Consider the following 14,657-nt stretch of genomic DNA (forward strand, 5'->3'; position numbering starts at 1 on the left):
CCGCGTGACCGGCGGCGATCTCAGGCACGCCACTCCGCCGTGCGTGCCGGGGAGGCCTCGGCCAGTGCCTTGGTGACCGCTTCGGTGTCCTTGGCCAGGCCGTAGACCGGGGTGCCCGGCTGTTGGCGCCAGGACTCGTCCTGGCCGCCCGTGTCGACGGTGTCGAAGCCGATCTCGTCGAGGAGATCGCGTACGACCTTCTTGGCGGCCTCGTCGTCGCCGGACACCGGGAGGGCCACGCGGCCGGGGGCGCCCTTGGGCTGGGGCTTGTCGAGGATGTCGTGGGCGTAGGTGCCGTTGAAGGCCTTGATCACCGGGTGGCCGATCTGCCGCTCGGTCCAGCGGCTCTCGGTCAGGCCCTCCTCGATCTCGGTGATCTTCCCGTCGCGCTGCTGGGGGTAGTAGTTGCCGGTGTCGATGACGGCGACGTTCTCGGCGGCGCCGTCGAGGAAGCCGGACGGCAGGTTCGGTACGGCCTTCAGGGGGATCGTCACGACGACGACCTCCGCGTCGCGTGCGGCCTCCTCGACCGTCACGGCCTTGGCGCCGGTTTCGTCGGCGAGGGCCGTGAGGGTGTGCGGGCCGCGGGAGTTCGCCACGGAGACGTCGTGGCCGACGGCCGTGAGGCGACGGGTGAGGTTGCCGCCGATGTTGCCCGCGCCGATGATGCCGATCTTCATGACTGACCCTTCCGGGGTAGGTTCGCCGGTGTCGTAACGGAGCCAACCTCCGGATCGGCCGCGTTATTCCGGCTGAGAGAGTGAGCGAAGAGCGGGCGGATCAGGGGAGCAGCTGTGTGACGAGGGGCACAGGAACTCGTCCGGGAGTGCGGAGAGATACGTGGTGTGAGGCCTAGTGAACTGGGAGATGGCATCCATGCACGTATCCGGGCAGGTGAGCGGGAGGCGTTCGGTGAGTTGTACGAGGCGTACGCGCGGACGGTCTACAACCACGCCCTGAGGCTGACCGGCGACTGGTCGACCGCCGAAGAGGTCATGTCCGAGACCTTCCTGGCGGCCTGGCGCACTCGCGACCGCCTTGAGCCGGACGGCGGTTCGCTCAAGCCGTGGCTGCTCGGCATCGCGACGCACAAGGCGCAGAACGCCAACCGGGGCCTGCGCCGACGGCTCGCCTTCCTGTCCCGTCAGCCGTCGCCGCCCCAAGTGGCGGACTTCGCCGAGGAGTCGGCGGGGCGGATGGACGACGCGCGGCGGCTCGCGGCGGTGCACGGCGCGCTGCGCAGGCTGCGTCGCCAGGAGCGTGAGGTGCTCGTGCTGTGCGTCTGGTCGGGGCTCGACTACGCGCAGGCCGCCGAGGCGCTCGGCATCCCGGTCGGCACGGTGCGGTCGCGGCTGTCGCGGGCTCGTGCGCGGCTGCGGCGGCTCAGCGAGGACGGGACCTGCGGGGTCGACGGGACTGGTGCGGCGGAAGTGAAGAACGTGACGGAACCTCTCCGTGGCCGCGGAGAGGTAGAGAGTGAGGCCGCGTTCGCGGCCCTGCCCCTGCGGGAGGAATTCCGATGAACGCCGCCACCCCGCCCCGGGGAGAGGCCGGAGCCGAGGCCGATGAACTGGCCGGGCTGCTGCCGGAGTCGGGCGAGGACGAATGGGAACTTCCGCCGGGGCGTCACCTTCACCACAAGGACACCCTGATGCAGCAGATCGACCGTGACACCGCCCACGACACCCGGGGTGGGAGCGCCCCCGCATCGCCCCGCCGCGGGCCGCTGCGTCCCGCGGTGCTGATGCCGGCCGCCGCCGCGCTCGCGGTGGCCGGGATCCTGGCCGTCACACTTCCCTCCGGCGGCAGCGACGGCGTACGCGACATGGGTGCGGGCCGGGGCGCCACCGCCGGCGCGGCCGTCACCCTCGACCGGATCGCCACCGCGTCCCTGAAGTCCGGGACGAAGCCGGTGAAGGACAGTCAGTTCGTCTACACGCGCAGTCTTGTCCAGGGCAACGAGGGCGAGATCGACGGCCCGGTGAAGCTCGGCACTCCGTACAAGGAGGAGGTCTGGCTGTCCCAGAATCCCGCTCCCGTCACGGATGTCGGCATGATCCGGGCGACCGGGAAGGGGGCGCCGATGGCCGGGCAGGACGTGCCCATCGAGGCATCCGCGGTAGACGGTTCCGATGACACCGGTGCCATACCGGAGGGGCCCGACCGCCCGACGTACGACTGGCTCGCCTCGCTGCCCACGGACCCCGACGCCCTTCTGAAGAAGCTGTACGCCGAGACGGAGGTGACCGGTGAGCGGGAGACGAAGGCGCAGGCCGTCTTCGACCGGATCGGTGACCTGGTCGGCGGGTCGGTCATGCCGCCCCAGAACGCCGCGGCCTTCTACAAGGCGGTCGCCAAGCTCCCCGGAGTGGTCGTGGTGCCCGACGCGGTGGACGCGGCGGGCCGCCACGGGATCGGCATCACCATCGAGGAGTCGGCGTTCGCGACGCGCAGCGAATGGATCTTCGACAAGAAGACCTTCGCCTACCTCGGCTCGCGCGGCTACATGACGAAGAACCACAAGCCGGGCGGCAAGCCGGGCAAGGCAGGGAATCCCGAGGTCCTGTACGGCAGCCACGCGGTTCTGGAGCGGGCCGTCGTCGATCGTCGCGGCATGAAGCCCGAGCCCGCGAGCGACCGCGGCTGAGCACGGAGTTGGGCGCGGGCGCCTAGACGCGGGCTGTCAACCGGCCGAGGGTGTCCTGCAGTTCGGCCTGCGCCACGCGTGCCGCCTCCTCCGCGTCCTTCGCCTCGACGGCCCGTACGAGGGCGGCATGCGCGGCGTCCCCGTGGTTGGTCTCCTCGGTGCGTACGTCGATCAGGTCGAGGAGGTTGATCAGACCCTCCCGCAGTACGGGGGCGAACTCCGCGAAGAGGTCTGTGAGGACGGGGTTGTGGGCCGCTGCCACGACTGCCGCGTGCAGGGCGATGTCGGCGTCGATGAAGGCGGCGTCGCTCGCGGATGCGGTGGCCCTGCGGCCTGCGAGTGCGGCCCGCATCGCCGTGATGTCCTCGTCGGTGCGCCGCATCGCCGCGAGGCGTGCCGCCTGCACCTCCACCAGCATCCGCACCTCGTACACGTCCGCGACGGCCGCCTGCCGCAGGCGCGTCGGCCAGTCCGCGAGCGGTTGTGTCGCGATGACGAAGACGCCGGCGCCCTGCCGGGACCTGACGAGTCCGGCCCCGGCGAGCGAGCGCAGTGCCTCGCGGACGGTGGAGCGGCCGATGCCGAGTTCCTGGGCCAGGGTCGTCTCGCCGGGGAGCTTGCTGCCGATGGGCCACTGGCCGCCGGTGATCTGTTCGCGCAGGCGATTGGTGGCCTGTTCGACCAGCGGGCTGGGGCGCAGGGAGCCGAGCGGCATGCGGGTGGCCTTACTTGTCTGAGGTGCGCTTGTCGGAGGAGTGCGGGATTACTGGGGGAACACTTGCCTGAGGAGTACTTGTCTGAGGAGCTGACGTGTGCCTAGTGTAGCCCCGTGATCTTCTGCGGTCTCCTTCTTCTCGGCTGCCGCGGCGGGGCCTGAAGCGACCGGCACCCCGCCGCGGGGTGCCGTGCTGCCGGTCGGCTCACCGACCGAGCCGAGAGGCCACCGTGAAATCCCCTGCGTATCCTTCCGCTCCTTCCGCTCCTCCCGCGTACCAGTGGAACCCCCAGCGCCCCAGCCCCATGCCGCACCACCGTTACCGCCCCTACCAGGAGCGCGTCAGCGTCCCCTCGCGGGGCCGCGGTTGGCCGAGCGCCCGCATCGAGCGTGCCCCCCTCTGGGTCCCCGTCGACCTGCGTGACGGAAATCAGGCGCTCGCCGAGCCGATGGACCCCGTCCGCAAGCGGCGCTTCTTCGATCTGCTGGTCTCGATGGGGTTCAAGGAGATCGAGGTCGGCTATCCGTCGGCCAGTCGCGCGGACTTCGACTTCGTGCGCGACCTCGCCGCGCTCAGCGCGAGCGGCGGTATCCCCGATGACGTCAGCATCGTCGTCTTCACCCCCGCCAAGCCCGAACTCATCGACCGCACCTTCGAGTCGATCAGGGGACTGCCCCGCGCTGTCGTGCACCTCTACATCCCCACCTCGCCCGTCTGGCGCGACGTGGTGCTCGGGCGCTCGCGCGCGCAGGTGCGTGACGTCGTCACGGAAGCCGCCACCCACATGGCGCGGCTTGCGGACGCGCGGCCGGGCGCGGACATCAGGTTCCAGTTCTCGCCGGAGACCTTCAACCTCACCGAGCCCGACTACGTACTCGAACTCTGCGACGGGCTGACCGAGTTGTGGGACGCGAGCCCCGAACGCCCCGTCACCCACAACCTGCCCGCGACCGTCGAGATCGCGACCCCGAACGTGTACGCCGACCAGATCGAGTACCTGCACCGGCACCTCGCCCGGCGCGACTCCGTCATCCTGTCCGTCCACCCCCACAACGACCGCGGCACGGGTGTCGCCTGCGCCGAACTCGCCGTCCTGGCCGGCGCCCAGCGCGTCGAGGGCTGCCTCTTCGGCAACGGCGAACGCACCGGCAACGTGGATCTGGTGACCCTGGCCCTGAACCTGTACGCCCAAGGCGTCGACCCCATGGTCGACTTCTCGGACATCGACGCCGTGCGCGAGGTCGTCGAGCACTGCAACCGGCTGCCCGTGCACCCCCGCCACCCCTACGCGGGCGACCTCGTCCACACCGCCTTCTCCGGCACCCATCAGGACGCCATCAGCAAGGGGCTCGCCCAACATGTGAGCCGTGCCGCCGAGTTGGGCGTCAAGCAGAGCGAGGCGCCGTGGGACGTGCCGTATCTGCCCATCGACCCCGCCGACATCGGCCGCAGCTACGAGGCCGTCATCCGCGTCAACTCCCAGTCCGGCAAGGGCGGAATGGCGTATCTGCTGCAGACCCGGTACGGCCTGGACCTGCCGCAGCGCATGCGCCCCGACTTCTCACGCGTGGTCCAGGACGCCACCGACGACAGCGGTCAGGAGGCGAGCGCGAAGGAGCTGTACGAGCTGTTCCGAGCGACCTACGTAACGCCGGGGCCGTGCGGCGGCGATGTCGAGCTGAGTTCCTGGACCACCGACCGTGCCCCGGACGGCGCCCACCGCTTCATCTGCACCCTCCAAGCAGGCGACCGCGCAGGGGACTTCGAAGGCGCGGGCAACGGCCCGCTGTCCGCCTTCGTCGAGGCGCTCGCCGCCGCGGGGATCACCGTCGACATCCTCGACTACTCCGAACACGCCACCGAGGCGGGCGGCGCCAGCGAGGCCGTCGCGTACGCGGAGTGCCGGGTGGGCGGCGTCGTCCGGTGGGGCGCGGGCCTGGACACCTCGGTCCTGACCGCTTCCGTGCACGCCGTGCTCGCCGCGGTGAACCGGGCGGCGGTCACCCGATGACCCCAGGCGTCCCCGTCCTGCACGCCGACGACGTCACCGTCGTCCGCGAAGGGCGCCCCATCCTCGAAGAGGTCACCCTCACCGTCCGCCGCGGCGAACACTGGGCGCTGCTCGGCCCGAACGGCGCCGGCAAGTCGACCCTGCTCAGCCTCTGCGGGGCCGTCACGCACCCCACGCACGGCACGGTCGAGGTGCTCGGCCGCCGCCTGGGCAGGGTCGACCTGCGCGATCTGCGCGCGTACGTCGGCCATGTGAACCCCCGCCACCCCCTCCGCTCGCCCCTGCGGGTGCGCGAGGTCGTCCTCACCGGGCTGACCAACAGCGTGGAACCGATGCCCCGTTGGCGCCCCACACCCGAGCAGGAGAAGCAGGCCGACCGGCTGATCGCGATGCTCGGCCTCGCGCACCGCACGGACGCGCGCTGGCCCACGCTCTCGCAGGGCGAGCGCGGGCGGACCCTGATCGCGCGCTCGCTGATGCCCAGGCCCCGGCTCGTCCTGCTCGACGAACCGGCCACCGGGCTCGACCTCGCGGGCCGAGAGCGCCTCCTCGACAGCCTGGACACCCTGCGCGAGAGCCATCCCGAGCTCGCCACGGTCCTGGTCACGCACCACCTGGAGGAGCTTCCGGCCGGTACGACGCACGCGCTGCTCCTTCGCGACGGGCGCGCGCTCGCCTCCGGTGCCGTGGACGACGTGCTGACCAGCGACCAGATCAGCAAGTGCTTCGACCACCCGGTGCGCCTTGAGCGCACGGAGGGGCGGTGGAGCGTACGGGCGGCGCGGCGCCCCCGCTGATCTGATCACGCCGCTCAGCCGCGCACGTACGCGGAACGGAAGGGGCCCGGCGCACGTGCGTGCCGGGCCCCTTCCGCGTCGTACTCCGCCTACTTGTTCAGCTTGTTCAGCTTGTTCAGGCTCGCCCAGAACTCGTCGAAGGACAGGCGCTTGTCCTTGTCCGTGTCCTTCGTGCCTATCACGGCCTCGGCGACGGTCTCGGTGACGTAGAAGTCCCCCATCTTCGCCATGGCCGACTTCCACTCGGCCGCCGTGATGAAGCCGTCGCCGTCCGCGTCGAACCGCTCGAACGTCTTGCGCGCTTCCTCGATGTCCGCCACCGGGTCCACCCCTTCTTCGTGCACTACTGACGGGGGCTAGGGTATCGGCCGTCCGGGGACGCGATCACAAGGAGTACGCCCATGGCCAGCACCCCTGCCACGCTCGGCGCGATCCTCGACGCGGCCGCCGCAGGCCGGTTCCCGCCGCCCGACGGCACCACCACCGTCGTGCCGCAGCCCTGCCACCGCGACGCGGGTGTCATCGCCTTCACCGCGCACTCGGTGGTCTTCACCGACGAGGACCCGCGGTGGGTGCACGCCACCCTCGCCGCACTCGACTGCGATCCGCTGGCCGCCACGATGAACCCCCGGTTCCTCGCCGCCTTCCTGGAGCGGACGGGACGCGCGACGGACACCACCGACCTCCTGACCGTGGCCGACGCCCTGCCGGGCGGCCCCGACCCGGACCTCGGCCTCCGTGAGCTCGACGACCCCGACCACCCCCGGGTGGTCAGGGCCCGCAAGCGCCGCGACGACGTGCGGGTGTGGGCCACCGCGAGCGGCAGCGGGGTACTGGTGCTCGGGCGCGGACTCGCCGGGCGCTGGGAGGCGGCGATCGAGGTCGACGAGGACGTACGCCACCGGGGGCTCGGCCGGGCGCTCGCACGCGCGGCCCGGCACCTGGTGCCCGGCGCGGCGCCGGTGTGGGCCCAGCAGTCCCCGGGCAACGCCCGCAGCGTGCGCGCCTTCCAGGCGGCCGGCTACCGGCCGGTGGGCGCGGAGGCGTTGTTCATCGCTCGGTGAGGGCTGCCGGTGGCCTGCGGCCGTGGCCGGGGCTCAGCACTCGATGATGTTCACCGCGAGCCCGCCCCGAGCCGTCTCCTTGTACTTCACGCTCATGTCGGCGCCGGTGTCCTTCATGGTCTTGATGACCTTGTCGAGGGACACCTTGTGGCTGCCGTCGCCGCGCATCGCCATCTTCGCCGCGGTCACGGCCTTCACGGCCGCCATGCCGTTGCGCTCGATGCACGGGATCTGGACGAGGCCGCCGACCGGGTCGCAGGTGAGGCCGAGGTTGTGCTCCATGCCGATCTCGGCCGCGTTCTCGACCTGCTCGGGGGAGCCGCCGAGCACCTCGGCGAGGGCGCCCGCCGCCATCGAGCAGGCGGAGCCGACCTCGCCCTGGCAGCCGACCTCGGCGCCGGAGATCGAGGCGTTCTCCTTGAAGAGCATGCCGATCGCGCCGGCCGAGAGCAGGAAGCGGACCACGCCGTCCTCGTCGGCTCCGGGGATGAAGTTCATGTAGTAGTGCAGGACCGCCGGGATGATGCCCGCGGCGCCGTTCGTCGGGGCGGTCACGACCCGGCCGCCCGCGGCGTTCTCCTCGTTCACCGCCATCGCGTACAGCGTGATCCACTCCATGGAGCGTGCCAGCGGATCGCCCTCGGCACGCAGCTGCCGTGCGGAGTTGGCCGCGCGGCGGCGGACCTTGAGGCCGCCCGGCAGGATGCCCTCGCGGGACATGCCGCGCGAGACGCAGGACTGCATGACGCCCCAGATGTCGAGCAGACCCGAGCGGATCTCCTCCTCGGTGCGCCATGCCTTCTCGTTCTCCAGCATCAGCGCGGAGATGGACAGGCCGGTCTCCTCGGCCAGGCGCAGGAGCTCGTCGCCGGTGCGGAAGGGGTGTTTGAGGACCGTGTCGTCCGGCACGATCGGGTTCTCGCCGGCCACGGCGTCGTCGTCGACCACGAAGCCGCCGCCCACGGAGTAGTACGTCTTCTCCAGGACGAGGCCGCCCTCATGGTCGTACGCGAAGATCGTCATGCCGTTGGCGTGGTACGGCAGGGCCTTGCGGCGGTGCAGGACCAGGTCCTCGTCGAAGTCGAAGTCGATCTCGTGCATGCCGAGCAGGTTGAGGCGGCCGGTGCTCTTGATCTGCTCGACGCGGTCGTCGGCGAACTCCACGTCGACCGAGCGCGGGGACTCGCCCTCCAGGCCGAGCAGAACCGCCTTCGGGGTGCCATGGCCGTGGCCCGTCGCGCCGAGCGAGCCGTAGAGCTCGGCCCGTATCGCGGTGGTGTGGGCCATCAGGCCCTCGTTCTTGAGGCGGCTCGCGAAGATGCGGGCGGCGCGCATGGGACCGACCGTGTGGGAGCTGGACGGGCCGATGCCGATCGAGAACAGGTCGAAGACCGAGAGGGCCACGAGAAACTCCAATGGTGGTTGGTAGACGCCGTTGTCTGCCGGGGTGGTGCAGAGAACTACGAAAAGCTGCGATTGGCTGTGCGGGTAATGCGCGAACGCGGGGCATGAGCCGGGGCACCGCACTCACTGTCTTCACTGTCCAGTGTGCGCGGTGCCCCGAAGTTTCGTACGAAGGAAAGCGTACGAAACCGCTACAGGTTGGGGTACAGCGGGTGCTTGGCCGCCAAGGCCGACACGCGGGCCTTGAGCGACTCCGTGTCGACGTCGCCCGGCTTCAGCGCCTCGGCGATGACGTCGGCGACCTCGCGGAAGTCGTCCTCCTGGAAGCCACGGGTCGCGAGCGCGGGCGTACCGATCCGCAGGCCCGATGTGACCATCGGGGGGCGCGGGTCGTTCGGGACCGCGTTGCGGTTGACCGTGATCCCGACCTCGTGGAGGCGGTCCTCGGCCTGCTGGCCGTCCAGCTCGGAGTTGCGCAGGTCCACCAGGACCAGGTGCACGTCCGTGCCGCCGGACAGCACGTCCACGCCGACGGCCTTCGCGTCGTCCTGCACCAGGCGCTCGGCCAGGATGCGGGCGCCGTCCAGGGTGCGCTGCTGGCGCTCCTTGAACTCCTCGCTCGCCGCGACCTTGAAGGAGACGGCCTTGGCGGCGATCACGTGCTCCAGGGGGCCGCCCTGGAAGCCGGGGAAGACCGCGGAGTTCAGCTTCTTCGCGAACTCCTTGCTGCGGGCCAGGATGACGCCGCCGCGCGGGCCGCCGAGCGTCTTGTGCGTGGTGGAGGTGACCACGTCGGCGAACGGCACCGGGTTCGGGTGCAGACCGGCCGCGACGAGCCCGGCGAAGTGCGCCATGTCGACCCACAGGTACGCGCCGACCTCGTCGGCGATCCGGCGGAACTCCGCGAAGTCCAGCTGACGCGGGTAGGCCGACCAGCCCGCGATGATGACCTTCGGGTTGTTCTCCTTGGCCAGGCGCTCGACCTCGGCCATGTCCACCAGGCCGGCCTCGTCGACGTGGTAGGCGACCACGTTGAACTGCTTGCCGGAGAAGTTCAGGCGCATGCCGTGCGTGAGGTGGCCGCCGTGCGCCAGGTCCAGGCCGAGGATCGTGTCGCCGGGCTTGGCGATCGCGAAGAGAGCGGCCTGGTTGGCGGAGGCGCCGGAGTGCGGCTGGACGTTGGCGTACTCGGCGCCGAACAGGTCCTTGATCCGGTCGATCGCGATCTGCTCGGTGACGTCCACGTGCTCGCAGCCGCCGTAGTAGCGGCGGCCGGGGTAGCCCTCGGCGTACTTGTTCGTGAGGACGGTGCCCTGGGCCTCCATGACGGCGACCGGAGCGAAGTTCTCCGAGGCGATCATTTCCAGGGTGGACTGCTGGCGGTGGAGCTCGGCGTCGACGGCGGCGGCGACGTCCGGGTCCAGCTCGTGGAGAGGGGTGTTGAGAAGCGACATCACACGATCCCTATCGGTATGGGTCAGCCGGCGGTGAAGGCGGTGTACTCATCGGCGGAGAGCAGGTCGTCCGGCTCATCCGTGATGCGCACCTTGAACAGCCAACCGCCCTCGAACGGGGCGGAGTTGACCAGCGACGGGTCCTCGACGACGTCCTGGTTGGCGGCGACGATCTCGCCGGTCACCGGGGCGTAGAGGTCGCTGACCGACTTGGTCGACTCCAGCTCGCCGCAGGACTCGCCCGCGGTCACCGTGTCACCGACCTCGGGGAGCTGGGCGAAGACGACGTCACCGAGCGCGTTGGCCGCGTGCTCCGTGATGCCGACGGTCGCCACACCGTCCTCGGTGGCCGAGAGCCACTCGTGCTCCTTGCTGTACCGCAGCTGCTGGGGGTTGCTCATGACCTGAATTCTCCTGTACGCGGGGGAGTGCTGGTGAACGACGCTGTTGTGCGGGGTATCACTTCTGGCGCTTGTAGAACGGCAGCGCCACGACCGCGTACGGCTCGTGCGTGCCCCGGATGTCCACGCCGACACCCTCGGTACCGGGGGTCGCGTGCGCCGCGTCGACGTACGCGATGGCGATCGGCTTGCCGAGCGTCGGGGACGGGGCGCCGGAGGTGACCTCGCCGATGACCTTGCCGTCGGCGACCACGGAGAAGCCCGCGCGCGGGACGCGGCGGCCCTCGGCGATCAGGCCGACCAGCCCCCGCGGGGGAGCGGCCTCGGCGCGCTCGGCGGCGGCCGCGAGCGCCGCGCGCCCCACGAAGGTGTCGGACTGCGAGGTCTTCTCGAACTTGACGACCCGGCCGAGGCCCGCGTCGAAGGGCGTCAGGTCCGCGGTCAGCTCGTGCCCGTACAGCGGCATGCCCGCCTCAAGGCGGAGCGTGTCGCGGCAGGAGAGCCCGGCGGGGACCAGGCCGACGGGCTCGCCCGCCTCCATCAGCGCGCCCCACAGCTTCTCGGCGTCGCCGGGGGCGACGAACAGCTCGAAGCCGTCCTCGCCGGTGTAGCCCGTGCGGGCGATCAGCGCGGGCACGCCCGCGACCGTGCCCGGCAGGCCCGCGTAGTACTTCAGACCGTCCAGGTCCGCGTCCGTGAGTGATGTGAGGATGCCGGGGGACTCGGGACCCTGGACGGCGAGCAGGGCGTACGCGTCGCGGTCGTCGCGTACCTCCGCGTCGAAGCCGTCGGCGCGGGCGGTGAGCGCGTCGAGCACGACCTGGGCGTTCGAGGCGTTGGCGACCACCATGTACTCGGGGGCCTCGGTCTCGCCGAGCCGGTAGACGATCAGGTCGTCCAGGATGCCGCCGTCCTCGGCACAGATCATCGTGTAGCGGGCGCGGCCGACACCGATGGAGCCGATGTTGCCGACCAGCGCGAAGTTCAGGAAGTCCACGGCCTCGGGGCCGGCCACGGTGATCTCGCCCATGTGGGAGAGGTCGAAGAGACCGGCCTTCGTGCGCACGGCGATGTGCTCGTCGCGCTCGCTGCCGTAGCGGAGCGGCATGTCCCAGCCCGCGAAGTCGGTCATGGTCGCGCCGAGCGCGCGATGCACGGCATCGAGTGCGGTCAGACGGGGGGCGGTACTCATTCGTGGAACTCCCAGGGCATGACGGGCGAGGTCGATCCTCCCCATCTGTCATCGAAACCTGAGAGGTTCACCACGACCCGCTCGTACGTCCCGTACTGCTCGTACAGGGGGAGGGTCATGACTTGCACCTTGGGTGGAGCCGCACAGGCGGCCCGCTTTTCAGATGTGCCTCGCCCGCGCGGTACGGGGCCTGAGAGATTCAAGGGAGGGACTTGCTCCTTCGGCGCCCCGGCGCGTCGTACGACGGCTGCCGGGAACTCTCCCGCGCGGATTCAAACGGCCTGTATGGAGTTTGCGCGCACATCATTGCACGCGCCTACGTCACAGGGCAGTGCCAGTCCAGTAATGCCCTTGTGCCGCATTACCTTCTCTTTACACTTGCCGGGGAAGCTGCGGTAAGCAGGTACGTGACCAGCTATGGGGAGGCCGATCACGGTGCGCAGGACGAGCGTCTACGCGACCAACACAGGGGTGGCCCTGCCCAAACAGGCAGCCGCCCCCTCCAGGGAGGGCTGCGGCGCCCTGCCGGCGGCCGTCGTCCGCGACCTGCGGCAGCGGACCGGTCACAGCCCGCACCGCCTCACGTTCGGCGAGGGCGATCTGATCGTCGTCTCCGGGCTGCCCGGCAGCGGCAAGTCCACGCTGATGCGCAGAGCCGTCGCGGGCCCGCGCATCGACTCGCAGGACACCCGCGACCGCTGGGCCCGGCGCATGCCGAGCCTGCTGCCGTACGCGGTGTACCGCCCCCTGGTCCGCCTCGCGCACTATGCGGGCCTGCGCAGAGCCCTGCGCTCCGGCGAGGGCGTCGTGGTGCACGACTGCGGTACCCAGGCCTGGGTGCGCCGCTGGCTGGCCCGCGAGGCCGCGCGGCGCGGCACGACCCTGCACCTGTTGCTGCTCGACGTGCCGCCGGACACCGCCATAGAGGGGCAGCTCTCGCGCGGTCGCGGCGTGTCGCGGTACGCCTTCGCGCGGCACCGCAGAACGGTCGGCCGACTCGTCGGCGCCGCCGAGCGGGGCGACCTGCCGCGCGGCTGCGGCTCGGCCGTGCTCCTCGACCGGACGGCGGCCGGGGTGCTGCGGGGCATCGGCTTCGGACGCTGAGCCGCCCGCCGTGAGCCGCCCGCCGTGAGCCGTCCGTCACGAGCCGTCCGCCACGTTAGGGTCGTGCCGCAGGCAGAGCGGGACAGAGCAGGGGTTGGACAGATGGACATTCCGGCGCAGGCACACGCCCATCCCTACGGAGGATGGCCGGGCAACGAACTCGAAGAGGTACTCGCGGCATCCCTGGGCACGCCCGACGCACCCCACACATCTGCGGGGGCCCGCATCGTCGAGGTGCTCGGCCGCAGCCACGTCTGGGTCCCGCTGCCGAACGGCGGCGCCCCGGACAGCGGCACCCTGGACCTGCCCACGCTGGAGATCGAAGGCCAGGCCTACGTCCCCGTCTTCAGCTCCGAGCAGCAGTTCCAGCACGCCACCGGCGGCCGGATGGGCTGCACCGTGGCGCCCGCCGTGGAGTTCGCGCGCGGCCTGCCCCCGCAGCTGGGCATCGCAGTCAACCCGGACGGCACGGTCGGCGTGCCCCTGCCGCCGCCCGCCGTCGCCGAGCTCTGCCGCTCCGGGCGCACCCCGCTGGACGGCCCCGCGAGCGGCGGCCGCGTACGCCTCTTCGAACCGGACTGGCAGGAGGACCCGGTGGACTTCCTGTCCGCCGCCGCCCACGAGTTCGAGGCCACCGGGGTCGTCCTGAGCGCCCGCCGCTGCCTGGCGAGCGTCGAGGGCGACGCGCCCGCGCTGTTCATCGGCGTCGAACTGACCTCCTGGGAGGGCGACGCGCGCGACCTGCCGATGGAGGCGGTGGGGCGGGCGCTCGGCCGGGCCCCGGTGGCCTGGCCGGTGAACCTGGTGCTGCTGGACGTCGCCCAGGATCCGGTCGGCGACTGGATGCGCGAGCGGGTGCGGCCCTTCTTCGGCCGGGCTCCCGGACACGGGCACGGACACGGGCACGGACACGGGCACGGACAGGTGTAAGGACATGTGCAGGTCCGTGTGTGAGGGTGCCGTACGTCAAGTCGGCGTCAGGATCGCCGCTTAAGCTGGTTTCATGACCCGGGTCCGCCGGGTCGGCGGGTCGTAGGGTCATCGGGTCATCGCGAAGGGGCGGTTAAGGGTGAGTGCGTCGGGCACGGCTGCGGCCGGGCAGGTCGAGCACATGCTGCGCCAGGTGACGCCGGGGCGCTATGACGCCTACGAGGCGCTCCTGCGGGCGCTCGCCGCCGACCAGGTGTGGATGCTGCTCTGGCACGGCCAGGCCGGATCCCCCGACGCCCAGTACGGGAACATGGAGGTCGAGGGCCTCGGGTACGCGCCCTGCGTGACCTCCGCCCAGGAGCTCTCCGCCAGTGGCTGGAACCGCTCGTACGAAGTGGTCAGCGGACTCGACATCTCCCGCACCCTCTACCCCGACCACTACGGCCTCTGGCTCAACCCCCACGCCCCCGGCGGTGGCGTCGGCATCCCCTGGCTCGACCTGCGGCGCATCGCGTCGGGCCTCGACCTGCTGCCCGCGGGACCGCTCCGGCTCACCGAGCCGGCCATCGAGATCCCCCAGTTCTACGCCCTGCTCACGCAGAACGCGCACCGCACCCCCGCCGTCCGCTCACTGCGCCGCGCCTGGGTGCAGCCCGCGCTCGGCGCCCCGTACCTGGCCATCGGCCTCGATGTGTACGACACCTCGCCGGCCTCGGTCGACGGGGTGCGCACGATGATGCAGCAGTCGATCGCCGCCGTCCCCGACGGCCTGCCCGTGTCGACCGTCGCGATGTCCGACGGATACGACCCGGTCGCCATGTGGCTGCGCGCCAACGCCCGCCCGTTCTACGACCGCGAGGCCCAGCCGGCCCCGGCTCCCGCGGGCGGGTACGGCTACCCCGCGCAGTACTGAAGCAGCGCTCAACCAGTACTCAGG

General features: G+C 71.2%; 14 protein-coding genes, 1 pseudogene and 2 riboswitches. Of the genes and pseudogenes, 8 read left to right on the forward strand and 7 right to left on the reverse strand.

Annotated elements, in window-relative coordinates:
• Window positions 1–20: 20 nt before the first annotated feature.
• Window positions 21–725, reverse strand: a pseudogene (locus ACZ5WE_RS26400) (NADPH-dependent F420 reductase); the annotation flags it as partial.
• A gap of 120 nt (window positions 726–845) precedes the next feature.
• On the opposite strand from ACZ5WE_RS26400, the gene ACZ5WE_RS26405 reads away from it, so the two are divergent.
• On the forward strand, window positions 846–1,523 hold the full coding sequence (locus ACZ5WE_RS26405) for an RNA polymerase sigma factor (RefSeq protein ID WP_467693178.1): 678 nt from the start codon (window positions 846–848) through the stop codon (window positions 1,521–1,523).
• Window positions 1,520–2,647 carry a CU044_5270 family protein gene (locus tag ACZ5WE_RS26410; protein WP_467693176.1) on the forward strand — a complete coding sequence of 376 codons (1,128 nt, stop codon included), beginning with the start codon at window positions 1,520–1,522 and terminating at the stop codon, window positions 2,645–2,647. Before ACZ5WE_RS26405 ends, ACZ5WE_RS26410 begins: the two co-directional genes overlap by 4 nt.
• A 22-nt stretch (window positions 2,648–2,669) precedes the next feature.
• Here the strand turns inward: ACZ5WE_RS26410 and ACZ5WE_RS26415 are convergent, their stop codons facing one another.
• A complete protein-coding gene (locus ACZ5WE_RS26415; RefSeq protein ID WP_467693174.1) occupies window positions 2,670–3,362 on the reverse strand; it encodes a FadR/GntR family transcriptional regulator in 693 nt (230 codons plus the stop codon).
• 305 nt (window positions 3,363–3,667) lie between these two features.
• On the opposite strand from ACZ5WE_RS26415, the gene leuA reads away from it, so the two are divergent.
• On the forward strand, window positions 3,668–5,374 hold the full coding sequence (leuA, locus tag ACZ5WE_RS26420) for a 2-isopropylmalate synthase (RefSeq protein ID WP_467693172.1): 1,707 nt from the start codon (window positions 3,668–3,670) through the stop codon (window positions 5,372–5,374).
• Window positions 5,371–6,171, forward strand: coding sequence for an ABC transporter ATP-binding protein (locus ACZ5WE_RS26425; RefSeq protein ID WP_467693170.1), 801 nt, complete (start codon window positions 5,371–5,373; stop codon window positions 6,169–6,171). The genes leuA and ACZ5WE_RS26425 overlap by 4 nt, the downstream gene beginning before the upstream one ends.
• Window positions 6,172–6,260: 89 nt before the next feature.
• Here the strand turns inward: ACZ5WE_RS26425 and ACZ5WE_RS26430 are convergent, their stop codons facing one another.
• On the reverse strand, window positions 6,261–6,491 hold the full coding sequence (locus ACZ5WE_RS26430; protein ID WP_467693234.1) for an EF-hand domain-containing protein: 231 nt from the start codon (window positions 6,489–6,491) through the stop codon (window positions 6,261–6,263).
• Window positions 6,492–6,572: 81 nt separating this feature from the next.
• On the opposite strand from ACZ5WE_RS26430, the gene ACZ5WE_RS26435 reads away from it, so the two are divergent.
• The gene (locus tag ACZ5WE_RS26435; protein ID WP_467693169.1) at window positions 6,573–7,235 is read left to right on the forward strand and encodes an N-acetyltransferase; all 663 of its coding nucleotides are present in this window, start codon (window positions 6,573–6,575) and stop codon (window positions 7,233–7,235) included.
• Window positions 7,236–7,268: 33 nt separating this feature from the next.
• On the opposite strand, the gene ACZ5WE_RS26440 is transcribed toward ACZ5WE_RS26435, so the two are convergent.
• The 4 genes from ACZ5WE_RS26440 to gcvT form a co-directional block, all read right to left on the reverse strand.
• Window positions 7,269–8,639: an L-serine ammonia-lyase gene (locus ACZ5WE_RS26440; protein ID WP_467693232.1), complete on the reverse strand. Its 1,371-nt coding sequence runs from the start codon at window positions 8,637–8,639 to the stop codon at window positions 7,269–7,271.
• 191 nt (window positions 8,640–8,830) lie between these two features.
• Window positions 8,831–10,093 carry a serine hydroxymethyltransferase gene (gene glyA / locus ACZ5WE_RS26445; protein WP_399396283.1) on the reverse strand — a complete coding sequence of 421 codons (1,263 nt, stop codon included), beginning with the start codon at window positions 10,091–10,093 and terminating at the stop codon, window positions 8,831–8,833.
• A 23-nt stretch (window positions 10,094–10,116) separates the two neighbouring features.
• Window positions 10,117–10,494 carry a glycine cleavage system protein GcvH gene (gene gcvH, locus ACZ5WE_RS26450; protein ID WP_467693166.1) on the reverse strand — a complete coding sequence of 126 codons (378 nt, stop codon included), beginning with the start codon at window positions 10,492–10,494 and terminating at the stop codon, window positions 10,117–10,119.
• A gap of 58 nt (window positions 10,495–10,552) precedes the next feature.
• Window positions 10,553–11,686: a glycine cleavage system aminomethyltransferase GcvT gene (gene gcvT, locus ACZ5WE_RS26455; protein WP_467693165.1), complete on the reverse strand. Its 1,134-nt coding sequence runs from the start codon at window positions 11,684–11,686 to the stop codon at window positions 10,553–10,555.
• Window positions 11,687–11,721: 35 nt separating this feature from the next.
• A riboswitch (glycine riboswitch) is annotated at window positions 11,722–11,855 on the reverse strand.
• A riboswitch (glycine riboswitch) is annotated at window positions 11,856–11,961 on the reverse strand.
• Window positions 11,962–12,115: 154 nt separating this feature from the next.
• Between gcvT and ACZ5WE_RS26460 the strand changes: the two genes are divergently transcribed.
• From ACZ5WE_RS26460 to ACZ5WE_RS26470, 3 genes are all read left to right on the forward strand, one after another.
• The gene (locus ACZ5WE_RS26460; RefSeq protein ID WP_467693230.1) at window positions 12,116–12,790 is read left to right on the forward strand and encodes an AAA family ATPase; all 675 of its coding nucleotides are present in this window, start codon (window positions 12,116–12,118) and stop codon (window positions 12,788–12,790) included.
• A gap of 102 nt (window positions 12,791–12,892) precedes the next feature.
• On the forward strand, window positions 12,893–13,720 hold the full coding sequence (locus ACZ5WE_RS26465; protein ID WP_467693164.1) for an enhanced serine sensitivity protein SseB: 828 nt from the start codon (window positions 12,893–12,895) through the stop codon (window positions 13,718–13,720).
• Between the two features lie 139 nt (window positions 13,721–13,859).
• On the forward strand, window positions 13,860–14,633 hold the full coding sequence (locus ACZ5WE_RS26470; protein WP_467693162.1) for an enhanced serine sensitivity protein SseB C-terminal domain-containing protein: 774 nt from the start codon (window positions 13,860–13,862) through the stop codon (window positions 14,631–14,633).
• Window positions 14,634–14,657 lie beyond the last annotated feature (24 nt).

This window comes from Streptomyces sp. NPDC033180, assembly GCF_055577645.1.

Coding starts and splice junctions, on each gene's coding strand:
- ACZ5WE_RS26410 (WP_467693176.1), top strand. CDS start 1,520: ATGAACGCCGCCACCCCGCCCCGGGGAGAGGCCGGAGCCGAGGCCGAT.
- ACZ5WE_RS26415 (WP_467693174.1), bottom strand. CDS start 3,362: ATGCCGCTCGGCTCCCTGCGCCCCAGCCCGCTGGTCGAACAGGCCACC.
- leuA (WP_467693172.1), top strand. CDS start 3,668: ATGCCGCACCACCGTTACCGCCCCTACCAGGAGCGCGTCAGCGTCCCC.
- ACZ5WE_RS26425 (WP_467693170.1), top strand. CDS start 5,371: ATGACCCCAGGCGTCCCCGTCCTGCACGCCGACGACGTCACCGTCGTC.
- ACZ5WE_RS26435 (WP_467693169.1), top strand. CDS start 6,573: ATGGCCAGCACCCCTGCCACGCTCGGCGCGATCCTCGACGCGGCCGCC.
- glyA (WP_399396283.1), bottom strand. CDS start 10,093: ATGTCGCTTCTCAACACCCCTCTCCACGAGCTGGACCCGGACGTCGCC.
- gcvH (WP_467693166.1), bottom strand. CDS start 10,494: ATGAGCAACCCCCAGCAGCTGCGGTACAGCAAGGAGCACGAGTGGCTC.
- gcvT (WP_467693165.1), bottom strand. CDS start 11,686: ATGAGTACCGCCCCCCGTCTGACCGCACTCGATGCCGTGCATCGCGCG.
- ACZ5WE_RS26465 (WP_467693164.1), top strand. CDS start 12,893: ATGGACATTCCGGCGCAGGCACACGCCCATCCCTACGGAGGATGGCCG.